Genomic DNA, 25196 nt, shown 5'->3' on the forward strand with positions numbered 1-25196 from the left:
AGGCTGGTTTATTTGCTCTTTATCGTTTGGGCTATAACCAGCTTCGCAATATTTTCGGTAAGTACTGTTGGCGAGTTACAATCACAGTTGGTGAGCCCCACTACATAAATATCTTCGCCGGGTACGTAAACACCCATGCTTTTAAACCCGAATATGCTACCGCCATGTGCCCTGGCAGGCAAACCGCCAATCTCTTTAATGTGCCAGCCATAACCGTAATTAAACACTTCGCCATTATTTAATTTATAGCTGGAAAATGCCTGTTGGGTTACTACAGCATTTAGCAGTTTATTTTGGTTTAAAGCATTTTGCCATTTCAGCAAATCGGCCAGGGTAGACATTAACGCACCCGAAGCAAAAGGAACACTAAAATTAACAGCCGTTTTATTTACGTAGCCACTTTCTTTTTTCTGGTAGCCATAAGCCCGGTTATAGATCACCTGCCTGTCGCTTGCATAATAAGAATGGGCCATGCCAAGCTGATTAAAAATGTGTTGCTGTATAAAAGTGGCATAAGGCTCGCCCGAAACCAATTCGATCAGGTAACCCAGCAGCACATAACCTGAGTTATTGTACTCAAAACGCTCGCCCGGAGCAAAATCAACTGGTTCATCCTTAAAAAAATCGACCACCATTTTAGGCGTCATCTCTTTTAGGGCTATACCTGCCAATGCCTTCATTTTGGTAAAATCTTTAATGCCCGAAGTATGGGTAAGCAAATGGTGTATGGTTATTTTATCACCACCGGGATAATCTGGTATATATCTGCGAACAGGATCGGTTACCTTTAATTTACCCTGCTGCACTAAAAGCATTACTGCTACAGCCGTAAACTGCTTGGTCATAGAACCCAGTTGGAAAACACTTTCGGTTGTAAGGTTAACATCCAGTTCGAGGTTGGCTTTGCCAAAAGCCTTCTGATAAAGCACCTGCCCTTTTCGGGCAACCATAAATACACCTCCAGGACCTTGCTGATCGGATATTGCAGCTGAAATCAAACTATCAATCTGATTATTTAACTTTTGAGCCTGTACCGTTTCAACCATAAACAGGTTGCAGATCAGTATTACAAGAAAGCCCCGGATGATGTTGGTTTGTTTGGTTTGCACTGTTAAAATAGACTAGATTTTATCTTTCTCAATCGCTTTCTTTTCGATGAGGAAAGAAACGATTAAACCTAAACCGCCAAAAATACCCAGGCAACCAAAATATACTGCAACGGCCTGCGATGTTTCTTCATGCGTCATTTCGCCGCCAAACATGTTTCTTACCGTTGCAAGCGCCACAAGCAGGCCAATACCCAGACCCACCAACAGTAAACCAAATTTTAAACTTAAATAGGGTTTTGGAGCCGATCTGCCCACACCTGGATTGATGCCACGCTCAATCATTGCCATTTTTTCTTTGTTTGATAAATAACGGATACCAAATACCATGGCAAATGCGCCTAAAAAAAGTGAAATGGGAACTAATATACCTTCCATGATTATAATTTTTAATGTAAATATTTTGTTTATTGAACCGTGTTCTGTGCATTATGACAACATGCTTTTTAAACAGGTTACACCCGTATTTAAAAAATATTCAATAAGCAATAATCAATCACCGGGTTATAGCCGGAAAACATTCCTATTTTTGTTGTATAGCCTTAAATTTTGATTGAACAACTCAGAAATATAGCCGTTTTTAGCGCATTAAGTGATGATTCATTGCTTGAGCTTGCCAACTATATCCAATATGTTAAACATCCAAAAGGTGCCACAATTATTCATGCGGACAAGGTAGAGCCCTATTTTTATGTACTTCAAAGCGGTATAGCCCGCGCCTATTGCGATGGCGAGAACCAGCAAATCACCTTTTGGTTTGGCCAAAGTGGCGATGTGCTTTTTTCTTTTAACAGTTACATTAACAACCGCCCCGGTTACGAAAACATTGAGCTTTTAGCAAACAGCGCTTTAATCAGAATTAAACTGACCGATTTGTTTTTGCTGTACCAACAAAACCTCGAAATTGCCAACTGGGGTAGAAAGATAGCCGAACAGGAATTAATTGCTACTGAAAGAAGATTGATAGATCGTGCCTTTAAAGGAGCAGCAGAACGTTATCGCGAATTTGCTGAGCAATCGGCCGAGCTGATTAAAAAGGTAGCCTTAAAACATATTGCCTCCTATCTTGGCGTAACCCAGGTCACCTTAAGCCGAATCAGGGCAGCTCATAAATAGGTTCATTTTTTAACATTTGTAAAATGTTGCCCCAATTAGGTGTGTTACCTTTGCCGAAACACATTTATTATGAACTGGATTATCCTAATAGTAGCAGGCCTTTTTGAAGTTGGCTTTACTACTTGCTTAAAATTATCGAACAATTTCTCGAACCTGAAATGGAGTGCAGCATTCTTCATCTGCATTACACTCAGCTTCACCTTATTAAATAAAGCCACACAAACATTGCCTATGGGTACTGCTTACGCAGTGTGGACGGGTATTGGCGCTGTTGGCACCGTAATTATCGGCATTGTATATTTTCAGGAACCAGCTACTTTCTGGCGGATATTCTTTATCTGTACACTGATTGGTTCTATTGCGGGATTAAAGTTTTTTGCTTCTCACTAGTGCTCTGGCAAACCTGTGAGGTTTTTAAAACCTCACAGGTTTATTGAATAGTTGTTAGCCATCGGTGAAAACAAAAAGATTAATGTTTCACGTGTAACCTGCGTATCTTTAATGTAGTCTTACAGCTAAAGATGGAGCAAAAACTTACAGATTTAGAGCTGATCCAAAATATATTGGCTGGAGAAACCGCGCAGTATGCTTTGTTGGTGAAACGCTATCAGCGCTTTGTATTTACGCTTGCTTTAAGATTTTCGAAAAACCGGGAAGATGCCGAAGAAATAGCTCAGGATTGCTTTGTTAAAGCTTATAAAGCACTGGGAGCTTTTAAACAGACTTCGAAATTTAGTACCTGGCTGTACACCATTACCTATACCACAGCCATGACTTTTTTAAGAAAAAAGCGGTTAGATACCGACTCCATTCACAACGAAGAAACATTTTTACAGCTCGAAAACCATATATCGAACTTTAACGCCAACGACTATGAAAAACAAGATAGTCACACTTTTTTAAACCAGGCCATTAGCCAGTTAATGCCCGACGATGCTACCATTATCACCCTGTTTTATAAAGGCGAGCAAAGCTTGGAAGAAATTGGCGAAACGCTGCACATGGAGTCCAACACCATAAAGGTAAAACTGCACCGTGCAAGGCAAAGGCTTAAAGAAAAATTACAATATTTGTTAAAAGATGAAGTAAAGGAGTTACTATGAATACAATAGAACAGCAGCTTTGGGAGTATATTGATGGCACTTTAGACGAATCGGCCAATAAGGCTATTGAAGAAAAAATTGCATCTGATCCGGAAATTAACGCACAATACGAAGATCTCTTAAAACTTAACTCAGTTTTAGGCTCGCTTGATCTGGATGAACCCTCTATGTCTTTCACGCGGAATGTAATGGAAATCATTGCGGCTGAACCTGCACCCGTTGCCTTAAAAACAAAGGTAAACTCTGGAATTATTTATGCGGTAAGCGGTTTCTTTGTGCTTTCGCTTTTGGGCATTTTAGGCTATGTATTTTATGAGGCCAAAGCTAGTTTTGCTAGCTTTACCCTACCCGATAAGTTCAACATTAATCTGAACCGATACATTACACCAACCACACTATATACTTTCTTATTTGTTGATTTGGTTATTGGCTTAATCCTTCTTGATCAGTTTTTGAGGAAGAAGGTGCATAAATAACCAGGCTGCAATCGCCTTTTCGAGCGGCCCCAATAGCGAACCACGTTGGTGCTTAGCGGAGCTAAATCTAGCATAGATCTCTCCGTTTCGCTTTGCTTCAGTCGAGATGACGCTCCCCTGCGCGTAAATAACGGTTGTACTTTACAAAGCTTTCAAAATCTCCAGCCCCTCCGGCCATACGCCAAAGCCAGAGTCGGCATTAATGTGGCCTGCATTGCCGATATTAATCAGTTCGCTGCCCCAATGCTGTGCAAAAAACGTGGCTCTTTCTAAAGTTACCCACTCATCGTTGGCACTGGTTACTACTATCGTTTTAAAGTTAATTTTATCGAGTGGAACATGGTCAAAACCAACTGTTGGGAAAGTATATTTCGGTGCATCAAGATCGCTGGGGGCAACCAGTAAAGCACCTTTAACGTGTTTTTGGTAACGCTTTGCCCAGTTAGCGATGGCCGTACAGCCCAAACTATGCCCGATTAAAACTACGGTCGATAAATCATAATCTTCAAGGGCCTTGTCAATAGTTTCGATCCAATCCAGGCTGCTGGGAGCATCCCACTCCTGCTGGTTAATGCGCGTAAAATGATCGCCAAGTTTTTCGAAATGCGTTTGCCAATGGTTGGGGCCTGAATTACCCAAACCGGGAATAATAAAGTAGTGGACCATAAAAATAAAACGGAAGCTAAATACGAGCAAAAATAAAAAAGGCTGCCATCACAAGAGAGCAGCCCATCTGAAAATATGATAAATAAATTAAATTACTTTCACATTAACGGCATTTAAGCCTTTTTTACCGTTAGCAACTTCGTACTGTACTTTGTCGTTTTCACGGATTTCGTCGATAAGACCTGTTGAATGAACAAAAATTTCGCTATCGCCATTCGCAGGGATGATAAAGCCAAAACCTTTAGTTACATTGAAGAATTTTACTGTGCCTTCTTGCATTGTATTAAGTATTAAAATTAAGAATGCAAGGTAAGTTTTAATTTTTAAAATCAAAATAAAATTTTAACATTTTTTTAACGTTAAAATTTTGTAAATACCAGATTATTAAGGCTTTTTAATTGCCTTACCAATTATTGTTAAAGTAATTTCGCTGTTATGCGGCACGCCTAAAGTTGTTCCGGGAGCCACATCAAAAAGGTTTCGAACATAGATATCCGCAATCCCCTGAGCCACCTTCTTCTTGGCCACGGCATTTTCAGGAAGTACGTTATAAATTGTCTTAACATGTATACCGCCTTGAAAATCTACAACGGCAGCAACTTGATAGGCGAAATCTTTATATGCACGGTCTATTCTGATAATATATTGCGGAAACATGTAATCGTAAGCCTCGGTTCTGTTGTTCGCCCGATCTACGGTGCTGATTTTCTCAACCCGTGCAATTTTGCTTTTGGATATAAACTGAACCGGATCGGTAGCCGCAAATGCAGTGTCGCTATTCGCATTTACCTGGGCTGCGCGTTTTTCGATAAAAGTAGTATCGGCTTTAGTAGGCTTTTGTAATTCTTTAGCCGTTGTTTTCAGTTTGTTTTTGATGTAATCCTGGGCATAAAAGGTCATGTTTACATCCGAACGTACATCAGCAGCAATCACTTTTCCATCAACCTGAACGCGTTGAAAAACCAAACTATCCTTACTGATGTGTTTCACCTTGAAGAACTCGGCAGCGAAATTGTACACATTCCCGTGATCGTATTGCAGGTAAAAATTTTGCATTCTCTGCTTCTGCGGGCTCCATGCCGACATGGTGTCTTCTTTAACCACCTCGATTATCCACGAAGGTTTCTGCATAAACCCTTCAGTATTAAAAGAAAGTCCATCTTTAAACCTCCGCTTTACTTCTTCATAACGGATTCCTTTAACGGGCTCGAAAGTAAAATCGCGTAAGGTTGGGTCGCTGGTTTTAGAGCCAAACTTACACGAGGAAAGCCACAGCACAAAAAAGAAAAAGTATAAAGTGTTTTTAAACATTGCAATAAAAAATATGCCCCTAAAATAAGTAATTATCCAAGAAGCCCTTTAAGTTTTATTTTTCTTCACTAATATTACATTGGCTACCTTACGCTGTCCCTCGTGATCCCACTTTTTATTGTCGGTAGGGTAATTAATTACACCATTAGTGCCCATGCCATTTACCCATAACGTAGTGGAGCCTCCTCCGTCAAAATTAATAGCACTGGTACAACCCAGCCAGCGCATGAGCCGGGTAAGCTCGAACAGGCTAACGCCTGCCGATTCGGCATTGCGACCATCAATGGTTAGCAGAATAACATGGCCATTAGGTTTTATGCCCAAACAGGTACGCGGATGGCGCAAACGGTTAAAAGCAGCGGTATCCAATCCTTCATCAATGTCATTGAACGTTAAGAGCGGACCGTTCAATAAAACATCAGCAGCTGTAAGCTGGCTTTCCCAGTCTGTGCTCCCATCCCATTTTACCATGCTTAATTTACCTTTCTCGATTACCACTCCGGCCTACTGGTGCCTTGCCCTATTGCCATTTACGGCTAAATGGTTGGTATTAATGGTTTTTCCCTTCACGCGAACGAAATCAACCGATCCACCATTTTTAACATCAAAGAAATTTCCGTTTATGGCTGCCAGCGCGGTATCGCGTAATCCGAAGTCGCTGGTGGTAATCAGTTGCTTTTCTTCTGCTCCAATTGCAAAAATAGCTTTCCGTCCGGTATTTTTAATTTCTAAAAAAGAAATGTGCTGATTGGCTCCAAAGAGGTTTTGCCCGTTAAAATGATGCTGAAATAATTTAACTTGCCTGGCCACTCTGGTTCTTTGCCATTTGGTTTTTACAACAGTTAACGAATCCGCGTTTTGGCCGAAAGCTGATAAGCTGGTTGTAAATAAAGTAAATGCAAACAATAGTTTTTTAAGCATAACTCCGTTTTGCGCTAAAAATAAAAAACAGATGTGTGTTTAACTTAAAGCATCAAGAATTATACAAAACCAAAAAAGGAGCGATCAACTTAATGATCGCTCCTTTTTTTATTTCTGATTGAGAGATTTTTGAATGATTGAATGGCAAATTGCAATTCAATCATTTTTTAATTCACTCCTACTATTATTATTTTTTCGGATCTAAAATATCTTTAATCCTGATGCTTAAATCTTCGTAGTGTGCTTTGGTAATGGCATCACCCGCTGCAGCTCTTGCTTTTGTAGTAGCCAATAATGTTTTAAGCTCTACCCTAACCAATGGTCTGATATCTGATAAGCCAACGTTGATTGGTGTTAAACCATAACTTGCTGCGTAATCAGCCGGGAAGCCCATAGGAAGCTCGTTTTCTTTAGTCATTAAATCCTGTAAACGATCTACGTATGCGCGTTGCAAGTTACGTTTAAACGCATCTGCTCTGCCTGCAACAAAAACCGATGATCTTAAATCAGTAAACAGTTCTGGTAAAGTATAAGCTTTAGCCGCACCGTTTTTAGTTTCGTTGTCTAACAAACGTGCAATACGCGAAGGTGATAACAGGTTAGCAAGGGTATTGGTTTGAACACTTTTAATACGGTTTAACAACACACCATTATCGAACTTGCTCAACTGGTCGTTGCTGATTAACCAAAGTGGTGTAGTAAATAACTGCTGATTAAAGAAAGTAACAGCTTCTTTTTGTTTTGCTTTTGGTAAGTAAGCATAAACTGCTCCTTTTTGTTCGTAAGTTTTAAAGTTTTCGCTTAAACCACCCACATTAGTAGATACATGGCCCATATAACGGTTAAACTGACCAACAATCTCTGTGTAAATCTCTTTTAAATCGCTATAGTCTTTACCTTTCTGGTAAGTCCATTTTTCTACATTTGGTAAAATGCGTTTTAAGTTAGCAATACCATAAGTACTGGCTTTCATGGCATTGTCTCCTAAATCTTCGCTTTGTAAACGTGGATCTAATGAAGTACCTTGACGGCCGTAGAAGTACAATGGATTACCTGCATTTTTTAAAGTCCATTGATCCAGGATCTCCTTTTCCTGCTCAGCAGTTTTATTCCCCGGAATCCATGAATATCCCCATTTCACAACCCATTTATCGTACTCGCCAATTTGCGGGTGCAGTTTGGTTACACCATCACCTGGCTGGGCAATGTAGTTAAAACGAGCATAGTCCATAATAGATGGGGCTGTACCATGTTTATCAGTAAATGCTTTTGAACGTAACGAATCAACAGGGTAAGCATAGCTCGAACCAAAGTTGTGCGGCAAACCTAAAGTGTGGCCAATCTCGTGCGAAGAAACAAAACGGATTAACTCACCCATTTGCTCATCTGTAAATTTAGCTTTACGTACTTCAGGGTTAATGGCAGCAGTTTGTACAAAATACCAGTTGCGCAATAAGTTCATTACGTTGTGGTACCAGCCAATGTGTGTTTCCAAAATCTGTCCGGTACGTGGGTCGCTAATGTGCGGACCGTAAGCATTTGCAATATCTGAAGCGAAATAACGTACCACTGAATATCTCGAATCTTCTACGCTAAACTGAGGATCTTGCTGTGCAGTTGGAGCTTCTTTACCCATAATGGCATTTTTAAAACCAGCGGCTTCGAAAGCTACCTGCCAATCGTTAATACCCTGAATTAAGAATGGCACCCATTTTTTAGGCGTTGCCGGATCGATATAAATTACGATAGGTTTAACCGGCTCTACCAATTCGCCACGTTTGTACGCGTTGGTGTCTTTAGGTACCAGGTTCCAGCGGTGAATATAAGCGGTACGCTCTGCCTTTTGTGCATTGCTACCGTAATCAATCTGCGACTGGCCAAAGAAACCTACCCTGTTATCCATAATTCTGGCTTTAACAGGTATTTTTGGCAATAACAGCATCGAGGTATTAAACTCGAAAGTAACCGCTCCGTTGCTGCTATCAGTTGGCGATTCGGCTGCACGGTAAGTTTTAGCTGTTTTTACCTCCACATTGATCGGGAAGGTTTTAACAGTATCGATATACGAGCGACCAGCATCGTACATGGTAACTTTATAGGCTTTACGGATCTGATCGGTAGCACCGATGGCCATTACATCGCCATTGTAAAAATCAGTTACATCGATTACTACACCTGTAGTGTCTTTATTATAAGCTTTAATTTCAAAACTGGCCAAAATCTGCGCAAGATTAGAGTTTTGAACTGATTCGTACATGTCGCTATTTGGATCAGCTTTGGTTGAGTAGCTTGGTACACGGATGAAAACCTGTTTACCTCTGCGCTCCCATTTCCAAACCTGCTCGTTAAGCTGCTCGCCACCATATTGCTGGTTGCCAACTTTAACGCCTGCCGGTACTTTAGCCAAACGGGTAACTACAAGCATTTCTCGGTTGATCATCGAATCAGGAATTTCGAAATACCATTTATCATCAACTTTATGGGTTTTAAACAAGCCATTGGTGGTTCTTGCTTTTGCAGTAATGATTTCTGAGAATGGTTTTATGCCCTCTTTTTTAGGGGCTGCAGCAGCAGCGGCTGGTGGTGTGGCAGGCGTTGCGCCTTTACCTTTTTTAGGAGTCTTCTGGGCGTATACCGAGTCCGTTGCGGCTACACCAAGTGCTACAATACCTGCTAAAGCAAGTATTTTAAAGTTTTTCTTCATGTGCAATTAAAAGTTAGTTTGCTTGGCAATTAAGAGGTTAAAGTTAAAGGCTTGTTACAAGCCAAGCACTATGTAACCGGAAAATTACGTTCAATTAAATTCGTTTCTCCAATTTTACCACTTTAAAGAACACTTGTTTATCACGATATACTTCAAAAATGATATTCCGCTCGGCCTTCGATTTAAACAGCTCGGTAAGATCGTTCAAAGAATAAGCGTCAACGCTTTTAAAGTTTACACCTATAATTTCGTCGTCCTGGCAAAGGCCTGCCCGTTCTGCCGGGCTATTGGGGTCTATTTCGCCAATCAGTAATCTTTTGTATTCTTTCTGGTCTAAATAAATCACCATACCAACCATATCGTGCTCGAAGGGTTGCTTGCTAAAACTGTTTGGTTTAATGTAGATAAAGCCCTGTTCGTAATTAATTTGAAGGTTAAATTTACGGAGCAGGTCGGCACCCAGATTTCCATTCCGTTTGGAGAGATCAATTTTATCTGAAATGGTTTTAAAATCGGGAAAACCGGCCACAACATCTTTAAAAGTATAATCGCCTAATTTAAACTTGCGCACTCTACCCACATAGCCTTTAATTTGACCGCTAAGGCTCATCCCTAAATTGGCACTAATGGTTTTGGCCGGCAGTGGAAATGCTTCTCCACCGAGGGTTTCGAGCGATAAGGCATGACTGGCTCCTGTATCAATCAGAAACCTGGCGTTAATGGTTCCGCCATCCGGAATTTCGATAGTAGCCATCAGGTAAGGTTTTTGGTTTTCGACTACAATGGGTATTTTTTCTCCACGATATTTGATCTTTGTGCCATAATTGTGCACAATAATCCTGTTTTCGTTATACCTGATCTCAACCACAAAGCTGTTAAAAAAATTATAGCCGATTAAGCCATAAATCTTAATCCCCAAATGCCCGGATAAATTAAAAAGATCTTCTTTTAAAATGGCCGTAGGCACATGATCCATCACCGCATTCCCCAAGCGGGCGGTAATATTTTGCGAAACAAAAGCTTCGACCGTTTCGATACCCAAACCCGAGACTTTAATTTTGCGGAGCATGTTAAAATTCAGCGAATCGATAATTGAAGGGTCGGTAACAATCATAGGCCCCACGCCAGTATCTAAAACAAAATCGTAAGGTCCTTTTCCATTTACATAGAGCGGAACAACAATCAGATTTTTAATGCATTTAAAGGTAATAGATTGCTTCTGCTGGTTCCGCCTGAAAGCAAACTCCTGGGCAGTTGCCTGAAAAATAGTCAAAACCAGGCCCAGGCAAATAATCAACTTGCGTAAACAGATTATTACAACAGGGCTATACTTGGCTAACATTTAACTAAATTTAATAAATTAGTTGATAATTGTGCTTCCCTAAATTTAGAACATGTTCCCTTTAAAAAAAACATATACTTTTTTTCTTGCCATTGCAATATGTATAAGCCTGTTTAGCGGCTGTTCTACCGATAAAATGATAGCTAAAAAAGTAGCCAGAACCTTTAAAAAGTCGGAAGCAATTAAACAGTACCAGGTTGGTTTTGCTCTTTTCAATCCGACCAATAAAAAGATGGTTTTTCAGCGGGATGCAGATAAATATTTTACCCCTGCCTCGAATACCAAACTCTATACCTTTTTTGCGAGTTTAAAAATGTTGCCCGATGTGATGCCTGCCTTAAAATATATAGAGCGGAATGACTCACTGATTTTTTGGGGAACCGGAGATCCTTCATTTTTGCAGTTTGCCATAAAAGATAAATCGGCCTATAATTTCCTCCTAGCATCAAACAAAAAGCTGTTCTTTGCCCCCGGTCGTTATTCGGGTAGTTTTTTTGGCGACGGGTGGTCGTGGGATGATTACGATTTTTACTACCAGCCCGAAATTACCGAGCTGCCCATTATGGACAATATGGTTACCTCCACCTATGCTGGCCCAAATAAAATCAACATCGAACCCCGGGTTTTTAGCTCCTGCTTCGAAATCGACTCTACTAAAACCTCTGGCAATTTCCAGGTAAGCCGCGATTTCCTGACCAACACTTTTCATTATCCTGCGGTAGCAGCAAAGCCGGGCTACAACCAGCAAAACCCGTATAAAACCAGTCCGCAGCTTACTGTAGAAATACTATCAGATACCTTGCACAAATCAGTTGGTCTGGTTAACCTTAAAATACCAGCTAATGCTAAAACTTTACCTGGTGCAAAACGCGATTCGGTTTTAAAACACATGATGTTACCGAGCGATAATTTTATAGCCGAACATTTATTGCTGGTATGTGCCAACCAGATTGGCGATACTTTAAGCACAGTTAAAGCCATTCAGCACATAACCAAAAACTACCTTTCATTTTTACCCGATAAGGTAAAATGGGTGGATGGTTCAGGCCTGTCGCGCCAAAATTTATTTACCCCGAGGGATAACGTGTACCTGCTCGATTCGATTTACAGTTTGGTAAATAACCCCGAAAAACTTTTTAATATGTTACCTGCAGGTGGAAAGAGTGGCACTTTGAAAAATGCCTACCCTAAAACCGATAAGCCCTTTGTATTTGGCAAAACAGGTTCGCTGGGTGGTGTACATAACCAAAGTGGTTATGTTTTAACCAAAAAAGGTAAAACCTACATTTATGCTTTTATGAACAATGGCTTTGTTAAGCCAACAGCCGAGGTACGGGCAGAAATGGTTAGGATAATTACTTATATACACGACAATTTTTAGGTTTAGCGCATGAACACGGCATTTAAAGCGATAAATCAGCCCCTAAGCAACAAAATAGCTGTTGATGGAAAAAGTTACCTGTATTTTGGCGGCACCGCATATCTGGGCATTCCAAAAAACACCGATTTTATTAAGTTATATATTGAAGGGATTAACAAACTTGGCTTAAATAATGGTACAAGCCGCACCAATAATATTCAGCTTGGCATTTATGATGAGGCCGAAAAAGTAGCAGCAGCGCGTTATGGTGCAGCAGCAGCGCTGATTACCTCGAGCGGATATTTAGCCGCACAGCTTACAGTTAGGGCCTTAGCCAACCTGGGCCAGGTAAGTTATGCCCCGGCAGCCCACCCTTCGCTTTGGCTAAATGCGCAACCCTCCTCTTCTGATTCTTTTACAGCCTGGAAAGCAGAAACTGTTGAAAGGATTAATGCTTCGACCGAACAAAACTGGGTGCTCATCAGCAATTCGATGAACAACCTTGTACCCGAGATTTACGATTTTACTTTCCTGAACGATATCGATGCCAGTAAAAAACTGGTGGTAATTGTAGATGATTCGCACGGCATAGGTGTAAACAATGGGGGGTTAAGTGCGTACTCTGGTCTACCCGAACGGCCCAATACTGAATATGTTGTGGTGGCCTCGATGGCTAAAGCACTGGGTATAGATGCCGGTATTGTTTTAGGCTCGCAGAAAATAATCGGCCAGCTTAAAAAAAGCCCTGTTTTTGTTGGGGCTTCTCCCCCGGCTGCCGCAGGTCTCTACGCCTTCACCAAGGCCGGAGAAATTTATCAGGCTGCCTGGCAAAAGCTCCAGCAGAATATTGATTTACTGGCTGGTAGCTTAAGTTCCACGTGGAAATACGAGCCCGGGTTCCCTGCTTTCTTAACTTACGACCAACAAATTGAGCAGCACTTTTTCAAGCAGCAGATTCTGATTTCATCCTTTCCGTACCCTAACCCAACCAGTGCTCCCATTAACCGGATTGTATTAAGCAGCTGGCACGAAAAAGCCGATATCGAAAAATTAATTAGCAGTATTAATGCATAGGGTCTCGCAATATTTTTTAATCTTTATAAAATGAAACGACTATTCCTTTTCCTGCCCCTGCTATTTATCCTCTCCACTTCTGTTTTGGCGCAAACTACCGATGTTTGGATTGTGAGGCATGCAGAAAAAGATAAATCGAACCCACAAGATACGAACCCGAGCCTGTCAGATGAAGGCAGAATCAGGGCCGGCGACCTCGCCACCTATCTAAAGAAAGTAAAGTTCGATGTAGCTTTCAGTACTCCTTTTAAAAGAACCCACCAAACCTTAGATTCTTTAATCGTTCAAAAAGTTGTAGATTATAAGGACGCTAAATCACTGGTGGATTCGGTTAAGAAAAATTACAGTGGAAAAACGGTTATTGTGGCAGCCCACTCTAATACGGTATTAGAAATTATTGAGGCTTTTGGCGGTAAAAGGCCAATGGAAATGCTCACCGACGATGATTACGACTACATTTTTCACTTAACGGTAAAAGACGACAAAGCGCGTGTAAAGAAAGACCAGTACGGTAGGCCACACCACTTGTAGTTGGGAGTTAACAGTTTTTAGAGTCGAGTCGGATGTTCCCAGCTGACTCAGATCTACATTTGGCATCTAGCCCAATCAACAAATGACCAATGAACTACTGAACCTTTAAAGCTTTTCAAAGGGAATATCCATCAGGTTGTAGTTTTTCCAACCCACGAAATCGTAGTGCCACCATTCATTTTCTAAAACCTTAAGCCCGTGTTTGGCCATAGTGCCGATTAGTAAATCGCGGTTCTTTTTTTGTTGAGGCGATACCTTTTCATAGTTAGCAGCCGCAGCCGCCGAAAAGCTATCATACGGAGTAGGCATAGGTATCTCTTTGCCTGTTTTTAAGTTAATAAGGGTTAAATCTACAGCGCAGCCCCTGTTATGTTTGGAGCCTTTGGACGGATTAGCCACAAAGTTCTTATCGCTCGCTTTTTTATAAAACTCAACCGTAATGGCATAAGGGCGGTAACCATCAAATATTTTTAAACCAAGGCCTTTTTTGTTCAACTCCTGCTGAATTTTCTTTAATGCCTCTACCACAGGCTTCCTTGCAAAGGCCCTTGCCTGTTTATACATTACTTGCTGCATAAAGTTATTTTTAGTAGCATAACGGATATCGAGCGCAATATTGGGGATCGCTTTTTTAATCTCTACCAGTTCGTTGTTCGGATTCGATTTTACTGAGGCCTGATATTGGGTATAGGCGCTAACCACGACTAGTTTCTTCGTTGCGATAGGTTTGTTTTGGGAGGAGGCCGAAACAGCGATAAGGAGAAAAAATATCAATACACTGAACTTCATAAACGGTTATATTTAGATTGCTTCATCGTTTTTCTAACATCGAACAGACTCCAATAAAAGGATCGTCATCTCGACTGAAGCGAAGCGAATGCCTGCCCGTACAGGCGGGGAGAGATCTATGAAGGTAGATTTCTCGGCTGCGTTACACTCCGCTCGAAATGACGGATTATGACCTACTGATTCGAAACAACCAGTAATTCCAGATCTTTAAAAGGCAGGTTAAACATATCCGAAAGGTCTTTATTGGTACAATTGCCCTGATAAATGTATAGCGCTTCGCGGATACCCGGATTGTTCCAGGCCATGTTCACCAATCCACCCAATTCACCTATATCCAATAAAATTGGCGCAAAAATATTGGTTAGCGCATAAGATGCTGTTCTAGGCACCCTGGAAGCAATATTAGGCACACAATAATGAATTACATCATATTTGCGGAAAACCGGATTGGTATGGTTGGTTACTTCGGAAGTTTCGAAACAGCCTCCCTGATCAATACTTACATCAATAACCACCGAATGGGGTTTCATGCGGGCAACGGTTTCTTCCATTACAATGCAGGGACTGCGGCCGTGGGTTGCCCTGATGGCACCAATTACCACATCGCAGGTTACAATGGCTTTATTAAGCACAATAGGCTGCATTACCGAGGTAAAAACCCGGCTGCCCAGGTTATTTTGTAAACGGCGTAAACGGTAAATAGAGCTATCAAAAACCTTTACTTCTGCCCCCAGGGCTAAAGCGGTTCTTGCAGCATACTCGCCCACCGTACCAGCACCTAAAATTACAATTTCGGTTGGTGGAACTCCGGTAAAGCCTCCTAACATTAAACCTTTGCCTCCGGTAACATTACTCAGGTACTCTGCAGCAATTAAAATCGATGTCGAACCTACAATTTCGCTCATGGCCCGCACCACACTCAACACATTACCTTCATCGCGCAGGTTTTCGAAACACAGGGCATTAATTTTTTTATGCATCAATGCTTTCAGGTAATCCTGCTTTAAGGTACCGGTCTGTAAAGAAGAAAGCAGTGTTTGCCCCTTGTGCATCATGTCAATTTCTTCCAATGTTGGCGGCGCAATTTTTACCAGAATATCGGCTTCGAAAACCTCTTTTTTGTTGTAGGTTATTTTAGCACCTTGTTCTGCATATTCAGAGTCGGTAAAATTGGCTCCGATACCGGCACCACTTTCAAGGACTACACGGTGGCCATTATTTACCAGCAAGGCAACAGAAAGCGGGGTTAAAGCAATTCTATTTTCCTGGAAAGAAATTTCTTTGGGTATTCCGATATATAGATTGTTCTTTTTATTTCTGGTTTCGAGTTTTGCCTCTTGTGTTTGCAATAAACCCTGACGAGCTATATCGGCCATTCCTTCGCGTAATCCTGTAGCCATGTTGAATTAATATTTTGGTAGTTTTAGGTTGTTCAAGGTAAGGAAAATCTGTTAATTAATTGATAACTAATTGTTATACCTTACAAAGACTAAACAATCGTTCATTTTCGTCTACCACACTAATTTCAACTTTGATATAATTTTCGGGCAATAACTCGGCTACCCGCTCCGGCCATTCAATCAGGCAAATGCCCCCTCCGTAAAAATATTCTTCGTAGCCAAGATCGTAAGCTTCGCGAATATCTTTAATCCGGTAGAAATCGAAATGGTAAACCGATCCGTTAGGACTTACGTATTCATTTACGATAGAATAGGTTGGACTGGAAACTACGTCTTCGATGCCTAAGTGGGCACAAAAGTGCTTAATAAAGGTCGTTTTTCCTGCGCCCATCTCACCTTCAAAAATGAAAATCTTTTCTTTACCGGCGAAGGCTAAAAGCTGTTCGGCTACCTGAGGTAAATCTGATAAACCATTTACTGTAATTTCCATGCTAAAAAAATAAAGGCAAAAGTAATACATAAATAAATTGCTTTTACTGATTTCTTAATATCAGCGCTAAAAGCCAAAAAAAAGTTAATATCTGTTTACCCTTCCTTTACCTGTTGTTTACCCTTTATTGGTACCATGTTAACCCCATGGTTACCCTGGCGTTACCTCCTGTTTACCTAAAAAGCGAATTTAAGCCAACATTTAGGTCGGGAGCAAGCCTTGTTAAGGTCTTGCTGATACCCATTTGGTAGCAACAACGGGGCGGTATCTGAGCCATATGAATAATTGCAGGGCAGGGCAAAAAAAAAGCCCAACTTGTAGATTGGGCTTTTTCTGGTAACAGGCGTTTTATCTCGGCGAATAAGTTACCACCGGAATGATCATCTCTTCGAGTGAAATCCCCCCGTGCTGAAAGGTTTCGTTATAGTAATTTACAAATTGGTTGTAATTGTTGGGATATACGAAATAACTGTCTTCGCGGGCAAAAATATAACTGCTGCTGATGTTGATTTTTGGTAGCATAGCATCATGCGGATTTTTAATCAGGAAAACATCTTTAGCATTAAAGTTCAGGTTTCTGCCCTGTTTATACCTCAAATTGGTATTGGTGCTTCTATCGCCAATAACTTTAACGGGCTTTTTAACGCGAATGGTACCATGATCGGTGGTGATGATTACTTTAACCTTTTTCTGCGATATCTTTTTCAATAAATCCCAAAGCGGCGAATGCTCAAACCACGATAAGGTTAACGAGCGATAGGCAGCGTCATCGTTGGCCAGCTCGCGGATCATCTGCATATCGGTACGCGCATGGCTCAGCATATCAACAAAGTTGAAAACAATGGCATTAAAATCATTTTGCAACAGGTTGTTGGTTTGGTCTACCAAATCCTTACCCTGTTCAAAAGTTAAAATTTTATTGTAGCTGAATTTGCAGTCCCTGCGTAAAGTGCGTTTAATGTTATCGGCCAGAAAGGCTTCTTCATGCATGTTCTTTCCGCCTTCATCATCATCATTTTGCCAAAGCTGAGGGAAACGTTTTTCCATATCCAAAGGCATTAAGCCCGAAAAGATAGCATTTCTGGCATACTGTGTTGCCGTTGGCAAAATACTGCTGTACATATCCTCCTCATCAATACGGAAGTACTCCGAAATTAAGGGGTTAATGATTTTCCACTGGTCGTAACGTAAATTATCGATCAAGATAAAAAACACAGGGGTAGTTTCGTTAATGTGCGGGAAAGCCTTCTTCTTTAACAGCTCGTTCGAAAACAACGGGGCTTTATCTTTTTCCTTAATCCAGCCTAAATAATGCTCTTCAACAAATTTCGAAAACTGGGTATTGGCTTCCTGTTTCTGCATGGTTAAAATTTCATGCATTTGCGGGTCATCCAGCTTTTCCAGCTCCAGTTCCCAGAAAACAATCTTTTTGTAAACGTCTACCCACTCATCGTAGCTCAGCTTATCGCCAAGGGTCATGCCCAAACGGCGGAAATCCTGCTGGTAGGCCATTGATGTTTTCTCGCTTACCAAACGCTTGTTATCAATCAGCTTTTTAATGGTAAGCAGCACCTGTTTCGGGTTAACCGGCTTAATCAGATAATCATCAATTTTACTCCCAATGGCATCTTCCATCAGGTTTTCTTCCTCACTTTTGGTAATGAGTACCACCGGCACGTCCGGATTCAGGTTTTTAATGGCCCCAAGCGTTTCAATCCCACTCATCCCCGGCATGTTTTCGTCTAAAAACACAAGGTCGAAATGTGATTTTCCGAATGCTTCAAGCGCATCGTTCCCATTGGTAAATGTGGTTACATTATAACCTTTATCATTTAACAATAATATATGTGGTTTTAACAGGTCGATTTCATCGTCGGCCCATAATATCTTAGTTTCTTGCATGTTTATGTAAAAATAGGTATGTATTGCCTTTTTATTTTGGCAGGTAAATCAAACTCTAAATAAAAATAGCAATTTTTGTACCGTATCTGTCTATTTAACTATTTTTAACGATTGAACAAGAAGAAAATCATAAATGATCCGGTTTACGGTTTCATAAGCATACCATCGGCCTTAGTTTACGATGTAATATCGCACCCCTATTTCCAGCGGCTGCGCTACATTAAACAACTGGGCATGACCCATTTGGTTTATCCGGGCGCATTGCACACCCGTTTTCATCATGCCCTGGGTGCCATGCATTTAATGTGTTTGGCTATTGGTTTGCTAAGAAGCAAAGGACATGACATTACCGAAAGAGAAGAAGAAGCGGCCATTTTGGCCATTTTACTGCATGACATTGGTCATGGTCCTTTTTCGCATGCACTCGAGCATTCGCTGGTTACCGGTATTAAGCACGAAGATATTTCGGTAAAGCTGATGAACGACCTCAACATCCATTTTGAGGGCCGTTTAACACATGCCATTGAAATTTTTAACGGTACCTACCCCAAACGGTTTCTACACCAGTTAATTTCGGGCCAGCTCGATTTAGACCGGATGGATTATTTAAACCGCGATAGCTTTTTTACGGGTGTAAGTGAGGGGGTAATCAGTTTCGACCGCATCATTAAAATGTTTAACGTTCATGATGATGATCTCGTTATCGAAGAAAAAGGGATTTACTCTATCGAGAAATTTCTGATAGCGCGCCGGCTGATGTACTGGCAGGTTTACCTTCATAAAACCGTTATTGCAGGCGAGATGATTTTAGTGAAATTGCTTGAACGGGCCAAAGAGCTATCGGGCAGAGGCGAAGATTTATTTGCTTCACCATCGTTAAATCATTTTTTAAAGCATAACATTAACGAGGGCAACTTTTTTGAACAGCATGAAAACCTCGAACATTTTACCAACCTTGATGATCAGGACATTTATGCGGCTGTTAAAGTTTGGGTAAAGCATCCCGATAAAATTTTATCAACCCTTTGTAATATGCTTACCTCGCGTAACCTGTACAAAGTAGAAATGGGCAATGAAATGGAAAAGGCCGATCGGTTGGCATTTTTACAGGATGCAGCGGTTAACCTGCTCGGAATTAAGCCCGAAGAAGCCCGTTATTTTGTTTTTACCGATACGATACAAAACCGCGCATACAATGCCGGCGTTGGCAATATTAAGATTTTAATGAAAAATAACACCATTGTTGATATCGCAAAAGCTTCGGATTTATCAAATCTCGAATCATTGCAAAAAACAGTAGAAAAATATATACTCTGTTACCCCAGGGGCATTTAAGCTTATTTAACAAAATATTTAACTTTTACTGCCGTTTTAAGTCTTATTATTGTGTAAAATATACACAGCTTAACCGTTGCAGGTTTTTTTGTTCATATCAATTTAACATTTACCTTTGTACGATGCAATTTACTGCCAAGCAGATAAGTCAGTTTCTGAACGGTTCCATAGATGGTAACCCCGACGTAGCCGTTACCGAACTCTCTAAAATAGAAGACGGAAAGGAAGGCTCTTTGTCTTTTCTTTCCAATCCTAAGTACGAAAACTTTTTGTATTCTACTCAGGCATCAGTTGTAATCGTATCTAAAGATTTTGCCCCAACCCAGCCCTACACCAGCACTTTGGTGCGTGTAGAAAATCCATATAGCGCTTTTACTATCCTGCTGGATAAATACAACGAAGCAGTAAATGCACAAAACACACAAACGGGTATTGATAAAATGGCTTTCGTGCACCCAACTGCAAAAATTGGGGAGAATGTGTTTATTGATGCTTTCGCCTATGTGGCTGAGCACGCTGTAATTGCCGATGGCTGTAAAATAAATACGCAGGTTTTTATTGGTGCACATTCTAAAATTGGCGAAAACACTACTTTTTACCCGGGTGTAAAAGTTTACCACAATTCGGTAATTGGTAGCCGCGTAATAATTCACGCCAATACGGTTATTGGAAGCGATGGTTTTGGTTTTGCCCCTCAAAAAGACGGCACATACAATAAAATCCCTCAAATTGGGAATGTGGTAATTGAAGATGATGTAGAAATTGGCGCCAATACTACTGTAGACCGTGCAACCATGGGATCGACCATTGTAAAAAAAGGCGCAAAAATCGATAACCTGATTCAGATTGCCCATAATGTAGAAATTGGCGAAAACACCGTTCTAGCGGCACAATCAGGCATTTCGGGAAGCACAAAAATTGGCCCTAACAGTGTTGTGGGTGGCCAGGTTGGCATTGCAGGCCATTTAACCTTAGCCAAAGGCACCCAAATTGGGGCGCAGGCAGGCATTAACTTTAACATTACAGAAGAAAATAAACAATGGCACGGCAGTCCTGCCCAACCATTGCGCAACTGGATGCGCGCATCGGTAATTTTCAAACACCTCCCCGATGTAGAAAAAAGAATTAACGCACTCGAAGAGGAATTGAAAAAGCTTACAGCTGAACTGGAAAAGAATACATTACACAATGAACGTTAGACAAAAAACGATTAAGCAAGAAATATCAGCATCTGGTGTTGGTTTACACACAGGCGCTAATGTTACTTTAACATTTTGCCCTGCCCCCGAAAATCATGGTTTTAAATTTCAACGCATCGATTTAGATGGGCACCCGATTATCGAAGCGGATGCTGATAATGTAACCGATACTTCGCGCGGAACTACCATTACCCAAAACGGCGCCAGCGTAAGCACTGTTGAGCACGTAATGGCTTCATTGATCGGAATGGACCTCGATAATGTGCTAATCAAATTAGACGGGCCTGAAACCCCGATTATGGATGGCAGCTCAATCCAGTTTGTCGATTTATTGGAAGAAGTAGGTACTGTAGAGCAAAATGCCGATCGCGAATACTTCACCATCCCTCATAACATTACCTATACAGAAGAAGACAGGAAAGTAGAGATTGTGGCTATGCCGCTTGACGACTACCGTTTTACCTGTATGATTGATTATAACTCGCCTGTTTTAGGCAGTCAGCATGCCGGCATTAACACCATTGCCGAGTTCAAAAAAGAAATCGCTTCGTGCCGTACTTTCTGTTTCTTGCACGAATTAGAATACCAGTTATCGCACAACCTGATTAAAGGAGGCGATTTAAATAACGCGATTGTAATTGTTGATAAAGAAGTTACCAAAGACGAATTGAGTCATTTGGCTAAGCTTTTCAACCGCAAAGATATAGATGTTGCCCCGCAGGGAATATTAAACAATATGGAGCTACGCTACCAGAACGAGCCTGCCCGTCATAAACTACTGGATATGATTGGCGATTTAGCTTTGGTTGGCATGCACTTAAAAGGCCATATTATGGCAGCACGCCCCGGCCACGCAGCCAATGTTGCCTTTGCAAAAAAAATTAAGGCAGCCATTAAAAAAGAGAAAAACAAAAAAGTACAAAAGGTTTACGATCCAAGTGCAAAACCATTATATGATGTGGTTCAGATTATGGACATTTTGCCACACCGTCAACCATTTTTATTTGTAGATAAGATATTAGAATTATCAAAAAACCACGTAGTGGGCGTTAAAAACGTAACCATGAACGAAGAGTTTTTTAAAGGGCATTTCCCTGGTGCGCCGGTTTTTCCTGGAGTAATCCAGATTGAAGCTATGGCTCAGGTTGGCGGTATTTTGGTTTTAAGTACCGTTCCAGACCCAAGAAACTATTTAACCTATTTCTTAAAAATAGATAACGTACGTTTCAGGGCACAGGTGCTTCCAGGCGATACTATTGTTTTCCGTTGCGATTTGCTCGAACCAATCAGAAGGGGTATTGCCCAGATGAAAGGTGTGGGTATGGTTGGCGAAAAAATCGTTGTCGAAGCCGAAATGATGGCCCAAATTTCAAAAGTTAAACAAGCAGAACCCGCTCAATAATGATACAACCTTTAGCATATATACATCCTCAGGCAAAAATTGCCGAAAACGTGGTAATCGAACCTTTTGTAGTGATACATAAAGACGTTGTAATTGGAGAAGGAACCTGGATTGGATCGAACGTGACCATTATGGATGGTGCACGTATTGGTAAAAACTGCCGCATTTTTCCAGGTGCCGTTATTTCCGGCGAACCACAGGACTTAAAATTTGCAGGAGAAATTACCACTGCAGAAATTGGCGACAACACTACCATTCGTGAGTGTGTTACCATTAACCGCGGCACTAAAGATAAATGGAAAACCGTGATCGGCAGCAACTGCCTAATTCAGGCTTATTCGCACATTGCGCACGATTGCGAAGTAGGAAACAACTGTATTTTCTCTAACAGCACCACTTTAGCAGGCCACATTACCATTGGTAATAATGTGGTACTTGCAGGCCTGGTGGCTATTCACCAGTTTGTTAAAGTAGGTTCTTACGCTTTCGTAACCGGTGGTTCCTTAGTACGTAAAGATGTTCCGCCTTATGTTAAAGCTGCACGCGAGCCGCTTTCTTACGCAGGTATTAACTCTGTTGGCTTAAGAAGAAGAGGTTTTACTAACGAGCAGATTGACGAAATACAGGAAATTTACCGTGTACTTTTCGTTAAACACAATAACGTAACCAAAGCTTTGGATATGATCGAAGCCGAATTTAAGCCTACTGAAATCCGCGACGAGATTGTAGATTTTATCCGCAACTCTAACCGTGGGGTGATGAAGGGTTTCGGCATGGGAAGCTAATAAAGGTAAAAGGCTGAAAGGTTTAAGGCAGAGGGCAAAACCTTGCCTTAAACTCAAAATAAACATTCATGAGTGATTTAACGCTAATCAGAACCAGTTCAGATAATGCCGATTTCAGAAAATTGGTTAGCCTGTTGGATCGCGATTTAGCCGTTAGAGATGGCGATGAACATGCTTTCTATGCCCAGTTCAACAAAGTTGACGCCATTAAAGAAGTGATTGTAGCTTACCAGAACAATAATCCCGTAGGCTGTGGCGCAATCAAGCCATTTTCCACCAGCCAGGCCGAAGTAAAACGGATGTTTGTTCATCCCGACAGCAGAAAGCAGGGTATTGCAGCCAGCGTTTTAAACGAACTTGAAACCTGGGCTACCGAAATTGGTTTTAGCGCCTGCGTTTTAGAAACCGGTAAAAAACAACCCGAAGCCATAGCCCTGTATCAAAAGGCTGGCTACCAGATTATCTCAAACTACGGGCAATATATTGGTGTTGATAATAGTGTTTGTATGTTAAAGCAACTCAATACTCCTACAATACTTGATACTCGACACTTGATACCAAATAAATGAAAATAAGCTTAAACAACGTTGGCCGGAGGTTTAACAAAGAATGGATTTTCAGGAACCTGAATACCGAATTTAGTGCAGGTAACAGTTATGCTATACTTGGCCCAAACGGATCTGGTAAATCTACTTTGCTGAGCATATTAACTGGTAGCTTATCCCCTTCTGAAGGAGAGATTTCATTTTCTCAAGGTACCGATATACCAATAGAAAACATTTACAGGCACATCAGTTTAGCTGCCCCCTACCTAGAACTGGTAGAAACTTTCAGCTTAAAGGAGATCATTGATTTTCATTTCAAGTTTAAAAACTTTGCGTCAGGCGTTGATGCCAAAAGCCTGATTAGTATCCTTGGACTTGAAAAAGCAGCAAACAAAGAAATTAAGTACTTTTCTTCTGGAATGAAACAAAGAACCAAACTAGCTTTGGCCTGTTGTACCGATACACCAATTTTATTTTTAGACGAACCAACCAGCAATTTAGACGTCCAGGGAATGAATTGGTACCGTGAACTGATTGAAAATTTTGCGAAAGACCGTTTAACCATAATTGGATCGAACCAAATTCAGGAATACGAATTCTGCAATCATCAAATTCAAATTGCTGATTACAAGTAAATTAAATACCTAAAACCCAGCATACAAAATGCCTGTTTTGTCATACATTTGTATTATAAATAATTTTTTCAAAAAATATTTTGTAATTGAAAAATAGTTCTTACCTTTGCACCACCAAAAAGAGAAACAAATATTAAATTTATCTCTTCAAGGAAAAGATTAAATTTCTGCTTTGGCAGAATCCAAAATATACGCCTTCAAAGGCAAAGAGTTTTTCATAGTTTAGTTTGAGGTTTAGGTTGATTATGCCTTTGGAGTGGTTCCCAAAGGCATTTCTTTTATACAGGTATTTTTCTTCAAACACCAAACCTCACAGCTTATATTTTTTACACATGCTCTAACTTGTGAGGTTTTGAGCGATCGGCTTTAAGGATTACATTCCTTTTTTTTAACTTTGGCATTCAAAAATTGACAAAACAATATTTTATTATCAAATGGCAAAGGCATCAGAAGTAAAAAGCGGAAACGTACTTCGTTTTAACGGAGAGTTGGTAAGTGTTGAAGAATACATCCACCGCACCCCGGGAAATTTAAGGGCTTTCTATCAGTCACGTATGCGGAACGTAAAAACAGGTAAAATTGTAGAGTACCGTTTCCGTACCGATGAAGAGGTTACTATTTGCCGTGTAGAAACCAACGATTACCAATATCTGTATGAGGATGGCGATTATCTTGTGGTGATGGACAACAACACTTTCGATCAGCACAATATCCCGAAGCTTCTTTTCGGCAATGCAATCAAATTTTTAAAAGAAGGCATGAATGTGACCATCGCATTTGAAAGCGACGAACCGATTGTAGCCCAGTTACCCAACAGTGTTGAGCTTGAAATTACTTACACCGAACCTGCAGTTAAAGGCGATACTTCTACCAGTGCCCAAAAATATGCAACTGTTGAAACTGGTGCAGAAATAAGGGTGCCTTTATTTATTAATCAGGGGGATAAGGTTAAAGTTGATACCAAAACCGGCGATTATATGGAAAGGGTAAAATAGTAACAGCAA

Annotated in this window: 27 protein-coding genes; 14 read left to right on the forward strand and 13 right to left on the reverse strand. The window is 40.8% G+C overall.

The window, feature by feature from the left end; all coding sequences use genetic code 11:
* Positions 1-8: 8 nt before the first annotated feature.
* Both DBR40_RS06180 and DBR40_RS06185 read right to left on the reverse strand, forming a co-directional pair.
* Positions 9-1109 (reverse strand): serine hydrolase domain-containing protein, encoded by a 1101-nt coding sequence (locus tag DBR40_RS06180; protein ID WP_233603815.1) that lies wholly within the window; start codon positions 1107-1109, stop codon positions 9-11.
* 12 nt (positions 1110-1121) lie between these two features.
* Positions 1122-1484, reverse strand: a complete 363-nt coding sequence (locus DBR40_RS06185; RefSeq protein WP_124558879.1) for a DUF6249 domain-containing protein — start codon at positions 1482-1484, stop codon at positions 1122-1124.
* A gap of 171 nt (positions 1485-1655) precedes the next feature.
* On the opposite strand from DBR40_RS06185, the gene DBR40_RS06190 reads away from it, so the two are divergent.
* The 4 genes from DBR40_RS06190 to DBR40_RS06205 all read left to right on the forward strand — a co-directional run bounded on the left by DBR40_RS06190 (position 1656) and on the right by DBR40_RS06205 (position 3801).
* The gene (locus tag DBR40_RS06190) at positions 1656-2222 is read left to right on the forward strand and encodes a Crp/Fnr family transcriptional regulator (RefSeq protein ID WP_124558880.1); all 567 of its coding nucleotides are present in this window, start codon (positions 1656-1658) and stop codon (positions 2220-2222) included.
* Between the two features lie 69 nt (positions 2223-2291).
* Positions 2292-2612, forward strand: a complete 321-nt coding sequence (locus DBR40_RS06195; protein WP_124558881.1) for a DMT family transporter — start codon at positions 2292-2294, stop codon at positions 2610-2612.
* 131 nt (positions 2613-2743) lie between these two features.
* Positions 2744-3325, forward strand: coding sequence for an RNA polymerase sigma factor (locus DBR40_RS06200; RefSeq protein ID WP_124558882.1), 582 nt, complete (start codon positions 2744-2746; stop codon positions 3323-3325).
* Positions 3322-3801, forward strand: a complete 480-nt coding sequence (locus DBR40_RS06205; protein ID WP_124558883.1) for an anti-sigma factor family protein — start codon at positions 3322-3324, stop codon at positions 3799-3801. The genes DBR40_RS06200 and DBR40_RS06205 overlap by 4 nt, the downstream gene beginning before the upstream one ends.
* 141 nt (positions 3802-3942) lie before the next feature.
* On the opposite strand, the gene DBR40_RS06210 is transcribed toward DBR40_RS06205, so the two are convergent.
* The 7 genes from DBR40_RS06210 to DBR40_RS06235 all read right to left on the reverse strand — a co-directional run bounded on the left by DBR40_RS06210 (position 3943) and on the right by DBR40_RS06235 (position 10745).
* Positions 3943-4467 carry an RBBP9/YdeN family alpha/beta hydrolase gene (locus tag DBR40_RS06210; RefSeq protein WP_124558884.1) on the reverse strand — a complete coding sequence of 175 codons (525 nt, stop codon included), beginning with the start codon at positions 4465-4467 and terminating at the stop codon, positions 3943-3945.
* A gap of 87 nt (positions 4468-4554) precedes the next feature.
* A complete protein-coding gene (locus DBR40_RS06215; protein ID WP_010599196.1) occupies positions 4555-4746 on the reverse strand; it encodes a cold-shock protein in 192 nt (63 codons plus the stop codon).
* A gap of 105 nt (positions 4747-4851) precedes the next feature.
* A complete protein-coding gene (locus DBR40_RS06220) occupies positions 4852-5778 on the reverse strand; it encodes a hypothetical protein (protein WP_124558885.1) in 927 nt (308 codons plus the stop codon).
* Positions 5779-5826: 48 nt separating this feature from the next.
* Positions 5827-6276, reverse strand: coding sequence for a phosphodiester glycosidase family protein (locus DBR40_RS26995; protein ID WP_233603817.1), 450 nt, complete (start codon positions 6274-6276; stop codon positions 5827-5829).
* A 6-nt stretch (positions 6277-6282) separates the two neighbouring features.
* The gene (locus DBR40_RS27000; protein ID WP_233603818.1) at positions 6283-6699 is read right to left on the reverse strand and encodes a phosphodiester glycosidase family protein; all 417 of its coding nucleotides are present in this window, start codon (positions 6697-6699) and stop codon (positions 6283-6285) included.
* Positions 6700-6886: 187 nt separating this feature from the next.
* A complete protein-coding gene (locus DBR40_RS06230; RefSeq protein WP_124558886.1) occupies positions 6887-9403 on the reverse strand; it encodes a zinc-dependent metalloprotease in 2517 nt (838 codons plus the stop codon).
* 94 nt (positions 9404-9497) lie between these two features.
* Complete coding sequence (locus DBR40_RS06235) at positions 9498-10745, reverse strand: aspartyl protease family protein (RefSeq protein ID WP_124558887.1); 1248 nt, start codon at positions 10743-10745, stop codon at positions 9498-9500.
* Between the two features lie 52 nt (positions 10746-10797).
* Between DBR40_RS06235 and DBR40_RS06240 the strand changes: the two genes are divergently transcribed.
* Genes DBR40_RS06240 through DBR40_RS06250 form a run of 3 tightly spaced genes read left to right on the forward strand, consistent with a single transcriptional unit; the run spans position 10798 to position 13710 of the window.
* The gene (locus DBR40_RS06240; protein ID WP_124558888.1) at positions 10798-12126 is read left to right on the forward strand and encodes a D-alanyl-D-alanine carboxypeptidase/D-alanyl-D-alanine-endopeptidase; all 1329 of its coding nucleotides are present in this window, start codon (positions 10798-10800) and stop codon (positions 12124-12126) included.
* Between the two features lie 9 nt (positions 12127-12135).
* A complete protein-coding gene (locus DBR40_RS06245) occupies positions 12136-13179 on the forward strand; it encodes an aminotransferase class I/II-fold pyridoxal phosphate-dependent enzyme (protein WP_124558889.1) in 1044 nt (347 codons plus the stop codon).
* A 30-nt stretch (positions 13180-13209) separates the two neighbouring features.
* Positions 13210-13710, forward strand: coding sequence for a SixA phosphatase family protein (locus DBR40_RS06250; RefSeq protein ID WP_124558890.1), 501 nt, complete (start codon positions 13210-13212; stop codon positions 13708-13710).
* 105 nt (positions 13711-13815) lie between these two features.
* On the opposite strand, the gene DBR40_RS06255 is transcribed toward DBR40_RS06250, so the two are convergent.
* The 4 genes from DBR40_RS06255 to DBR40_RS06270 all read right to left on the reverse strand — a co-directional run bounded on the left by DBR40_RS06255 (position 13816) and on the right by DBR40_RS06270 (position 18291).
* Positions 13816-14499: a M15 family metallopeptidase gene (locus DBR40_RS06255; RefSeq protein ID WP_124558891.1), complete on the reverse strand. Its 684-nt coding sequence runs from the start codon at positions 14497-14499 to the stop codon at positions 13816-13818.
* A gap of 173 nt (positions 14500-14672) precedes the next feature.
* Positions 14673-15899, reverse strand: coding sequence for an alanine dehydrogenase (locus DBR40_RS06260; RefSeq protein ID WP_124558892.1), 1227 nt, complete (start codon positions 15897-15899; stop codon positions 14673-14675).
* A gap of 73 nt (positions 15900-15972) precedes the next feature.
* Positions 15973-16389: a tRNA (adenosine(37)-N6)-threonylcarbamoyltransferase complex ATPase subunit type 1 TsaE gene (gene tsaE, locus DBR40_RS06265; RefSeq protein WP_166208181.1), complete on the reverse strand. Its 417-nt coding sequence runs from the start codon at positions 16387-16389 to the stop codon at positions 15973-15975.
* 348 nt (positions 16390-16737) lie between these two features.
* Entirely contained in the window at positions 16738-18291 is a 1554-nt protein-coding gene (locus DBR40_RS06270) for a PglZ domain-containing protein (RefSeq protein WP_124558894.1), read from the reverse strand.
* A gap of 111 nt (positions 18292-18402) precedes the next feature.
* On the opposite strand from DBR40_RS06270, the gene DBR40_RS06275 reads away from it, so the two are divergent.
* The 7 genes from DBR40_RS06275 (at position 18403) to efp (ending at position 25187) form a co-directional block, all read left to right on the forward strand.
* Complete coding sequence (locus DBR40_RS06275) at positions 18403-19626, forward strand: HD domain-containing protein (protein ID WP_199748292.1); 1224 nt, start codon at positions 18403-18405, stop codon at positions 19624-19626.
* Between the two features lie 122 nt (positions 19627-19748).
* Positions 19749-20825 carry a UDP-3-O-(3-hydroxymyristoyl)glucosamine N-acyltransferase gene (lpxD, locus tag DBR40_RS06280; protein WP_124558895.1) on the forward strand — a complete coding sequence of 359 codons (1077 nt, stop codon included), beginning with the start codon at positions 19749-19751 and terminating at the stop codon, positions 20823-20825.
* Positions 20815-22227, forward strand: a complete 1413-nt coding sequence (locus tag DBR40_RS06285; protein WP_124558896.1) for a bifunctional UDP-3-O-[3-hydroxymyristoyl] N-acetylglucosamine deacetylase/3-hydroxyacyl-ACP dehydratase — start codon at positions 20815-20817, stop codon at positions 22225-22227. Before lpxD ends, DBR40_RS06285 begins: the two co-directional genes overlap by 11 nt.
* Complete coding sequence (lpxA, locus tag DBR40_RS06290) at positions 22227-23012, forward strand: acyl-ACP--UDP-N-acetylglucosamine O-acyltransferase (RefSeq protein WP_124558897.1); 786 nt, start codon at positions 22227-22229, stop codon at positions 23010-23012. Before DBR40_RS06285 ends, lpxA begins: the two co-directional genes overlap by 1 nt.
* 68 nt (positions 23013-23080) lie before the next feature.
* Positions 23081-23581, forward strand: a complete 501-nt coding sequence (locus DBR40_RS06295) for a GNAT family N-acetyltransferase (protein WP_124558898.1) — start codon at positions 23081-23083, stop codon at positions 23579-23581.
* The gene (locus DBR40_RS06300) at positions 23578-24192 is read left to right on the forward strand and encodes an ABC transporter ATP-binding protein (RefSeq protein WP_124558899.1); all 615 of its coding nucleotides are present in this window, start codon (positions 23578-23580) and stop codon (positions 24190-24192) included. The genes DBR40_RS06295 and DBR40_RS06300 overlap by 4 nt, the downstream gene beginning before the upstream one ends.
* A 434-nt stretch (positions 24193-24626) precedes the next feature.
* On the forward strand, positions 24627-25187 hold the full coding sequence (gene efp / locus DBR40_RS06305) for an elongation factor P (protein WP_124558900.1): 561 nt from the start codon (positions 24627-24629) through the stop codon (positions 25185-25187).
* Positions 25188-25196 lie beyond the last annotated feature (9 nt).

Source organism: Pedobacter sp. KBW01 (genome assembly GCF_003852395.1).
Taxonomy (GTDB): Bacteria; Bacteroidota; Bacteroidia; order Sphingobacteriales; family Sphingobacteriaceae; genus Pedobacter.

Coding starts and splice junctions, on each gene's coding strand:
- DBR40_RS06185 (WP_124558879.1), bottom strand. CDS start 1,484: ATGGAAGGTATATTAGTTCCCATTTCACTTTTTTTAGGCGCATTTGCC.
- DBR40_RS06195 (WP_124558881.1), top strand. CDS start 2,292: ATGAACTGGATTATCCTAATAGTAGCAGGCCTTTTTGAAGTTGGCTTT.
- DBR40_RS06200 (WP_124558882.1), top strand. CDS start 2,744: ATGGAGCAAAAACTTACAGATTTAGAGCTGATCCAAAATATATTGGCT.
- DBR40_RS06205 (WP_124558883.1), top strand. CDS start 3,322: ATGAATACAATAGAACAGCAGCTTTGGGAGTATATTGATGGCACTTTA.
- DBR40_RS06210 (WP_124558884.1), bottom strand. CDS start 4,467: ATGGTCCACTACTTTATTATTCCCGGTTTGGGTAATTCAGGCCCCAAC.
- DBR40_RS06215 (WP_010599196.1), bottom strand. CDS start 4,746: ATGCAAGAAGGCACAGTAAAATTCTTCAATGTAACTAAAGGTTTTGGC.
- DBR40_RS06220 (WP_124558885.1), bottom strand. CDS start 5,778: ATGTTTAAAAACACTTTATACTTTTTCTTTTTTGTGCTGTGGCTTTCC.
- DBR40_RS27000 (WP_233603818.1), bottom strand. CDS start 6,699: ATGCTTAAAAAACTATTGTTTGCATTTACTTTATTTACAACCAGCTTA.
- DBR40_RS06230 (WP_124558886.1), bottom strand. CDS start 9,403: ATGAAGAAAAACTTTAAAATACTTGCTTTAGCAGGTATTGTAGCACTT.
- DBR40_RS06235 (WP_124558887.1), bottom strand. CDS start 10,745: ATGTTAGCCAAGTATAGCCCTGTTGTAATAATCTGTTTACGCAAGTTG.
- DBR40_RS06240 (WP_124558888.1), top strand. CDS start 10,798: ATGTTCCCTTTAAAAAAAACATATACTTTTTTTCTTGCCATTGCAATA.
- DBR40_RS06245 (WP_124558889.1), top strand. CDS start 12,136: ATGAACACGGCATTTAAAGCGATAAATCAGCCCCTAAGCAACAAAATA.
- DBR40_RS06250 (WP_124558890.1), top strand. CDS start 13,210: ATGAAACGACTATTCCTTTTCCTGCCCCTGCTATTTATCCTCTCCACT.
- DBR40_RS06255 (WP_124558891.1), bottom strand. CDS start 14,499: ATGAAGTTCAGTGTATTGATATTTTTTCTCCTTATCGCTGTTTCGGCC.
- DBR40_RS06260 (WP_124558892.1), bottom strand. CDS start 15,899: ATGGCTACAGGATTACGCGAAGGAATGGCCGATATAGCTCGTCAGGGT.
- tsaE (WP_166208181.1), bottom strand. CDS start 16,389: ATGGAAATTACAGTAAATGGTTTATCAGATTTACCTCAGGTAGCCGAA.
- DBR40_RS06270 (WP_124558894.1), bottom strand. CDS start 18,291: ATGCAAGAAACTAAGATATTATGGGCCGACGATGAAATCGACCTGTTA.
- lpxD (WP_124558895.1), top strand. CDS start 19,749: ATGCAATTTACTGCCAAGCAGATAAGTCAGTTTCTGAACGGTTCCATA.
- DBR40_RS06285 (WP_124558896.1), top strand. CDS start 20,815: ATGAACGTTAGACAAAAAACGATTAAGCAAGAAATATCAGCATCTGGT.
- lpxA (WP_124558897.1), top strand. CDS start 22,227: ATGATACAACCTTTAGCATATATACATCCTCAGGCAAAAATTGCCGAA.
- DBR40_RS06295 (WP_124558898.1), top strand. CDS start 23,081: ATGAGTGATTTAACGCTAATCAGAACCAGTTCAGATAATGCCGATTTC.
- DBR40_RS06300 (WP_124558899.1), top strand. CDS start 23,578: ATGAAAATAAGCTTAAACAACGTTGGCCGGAGGTTTAACAAAGAATGG.
- efp (WP_124558900.1), top strand. CDS start 24,627: ATGGCAAAGGCATCAGAAGTAAAAAGCGGAAACGTACTTCGTTTTAAC.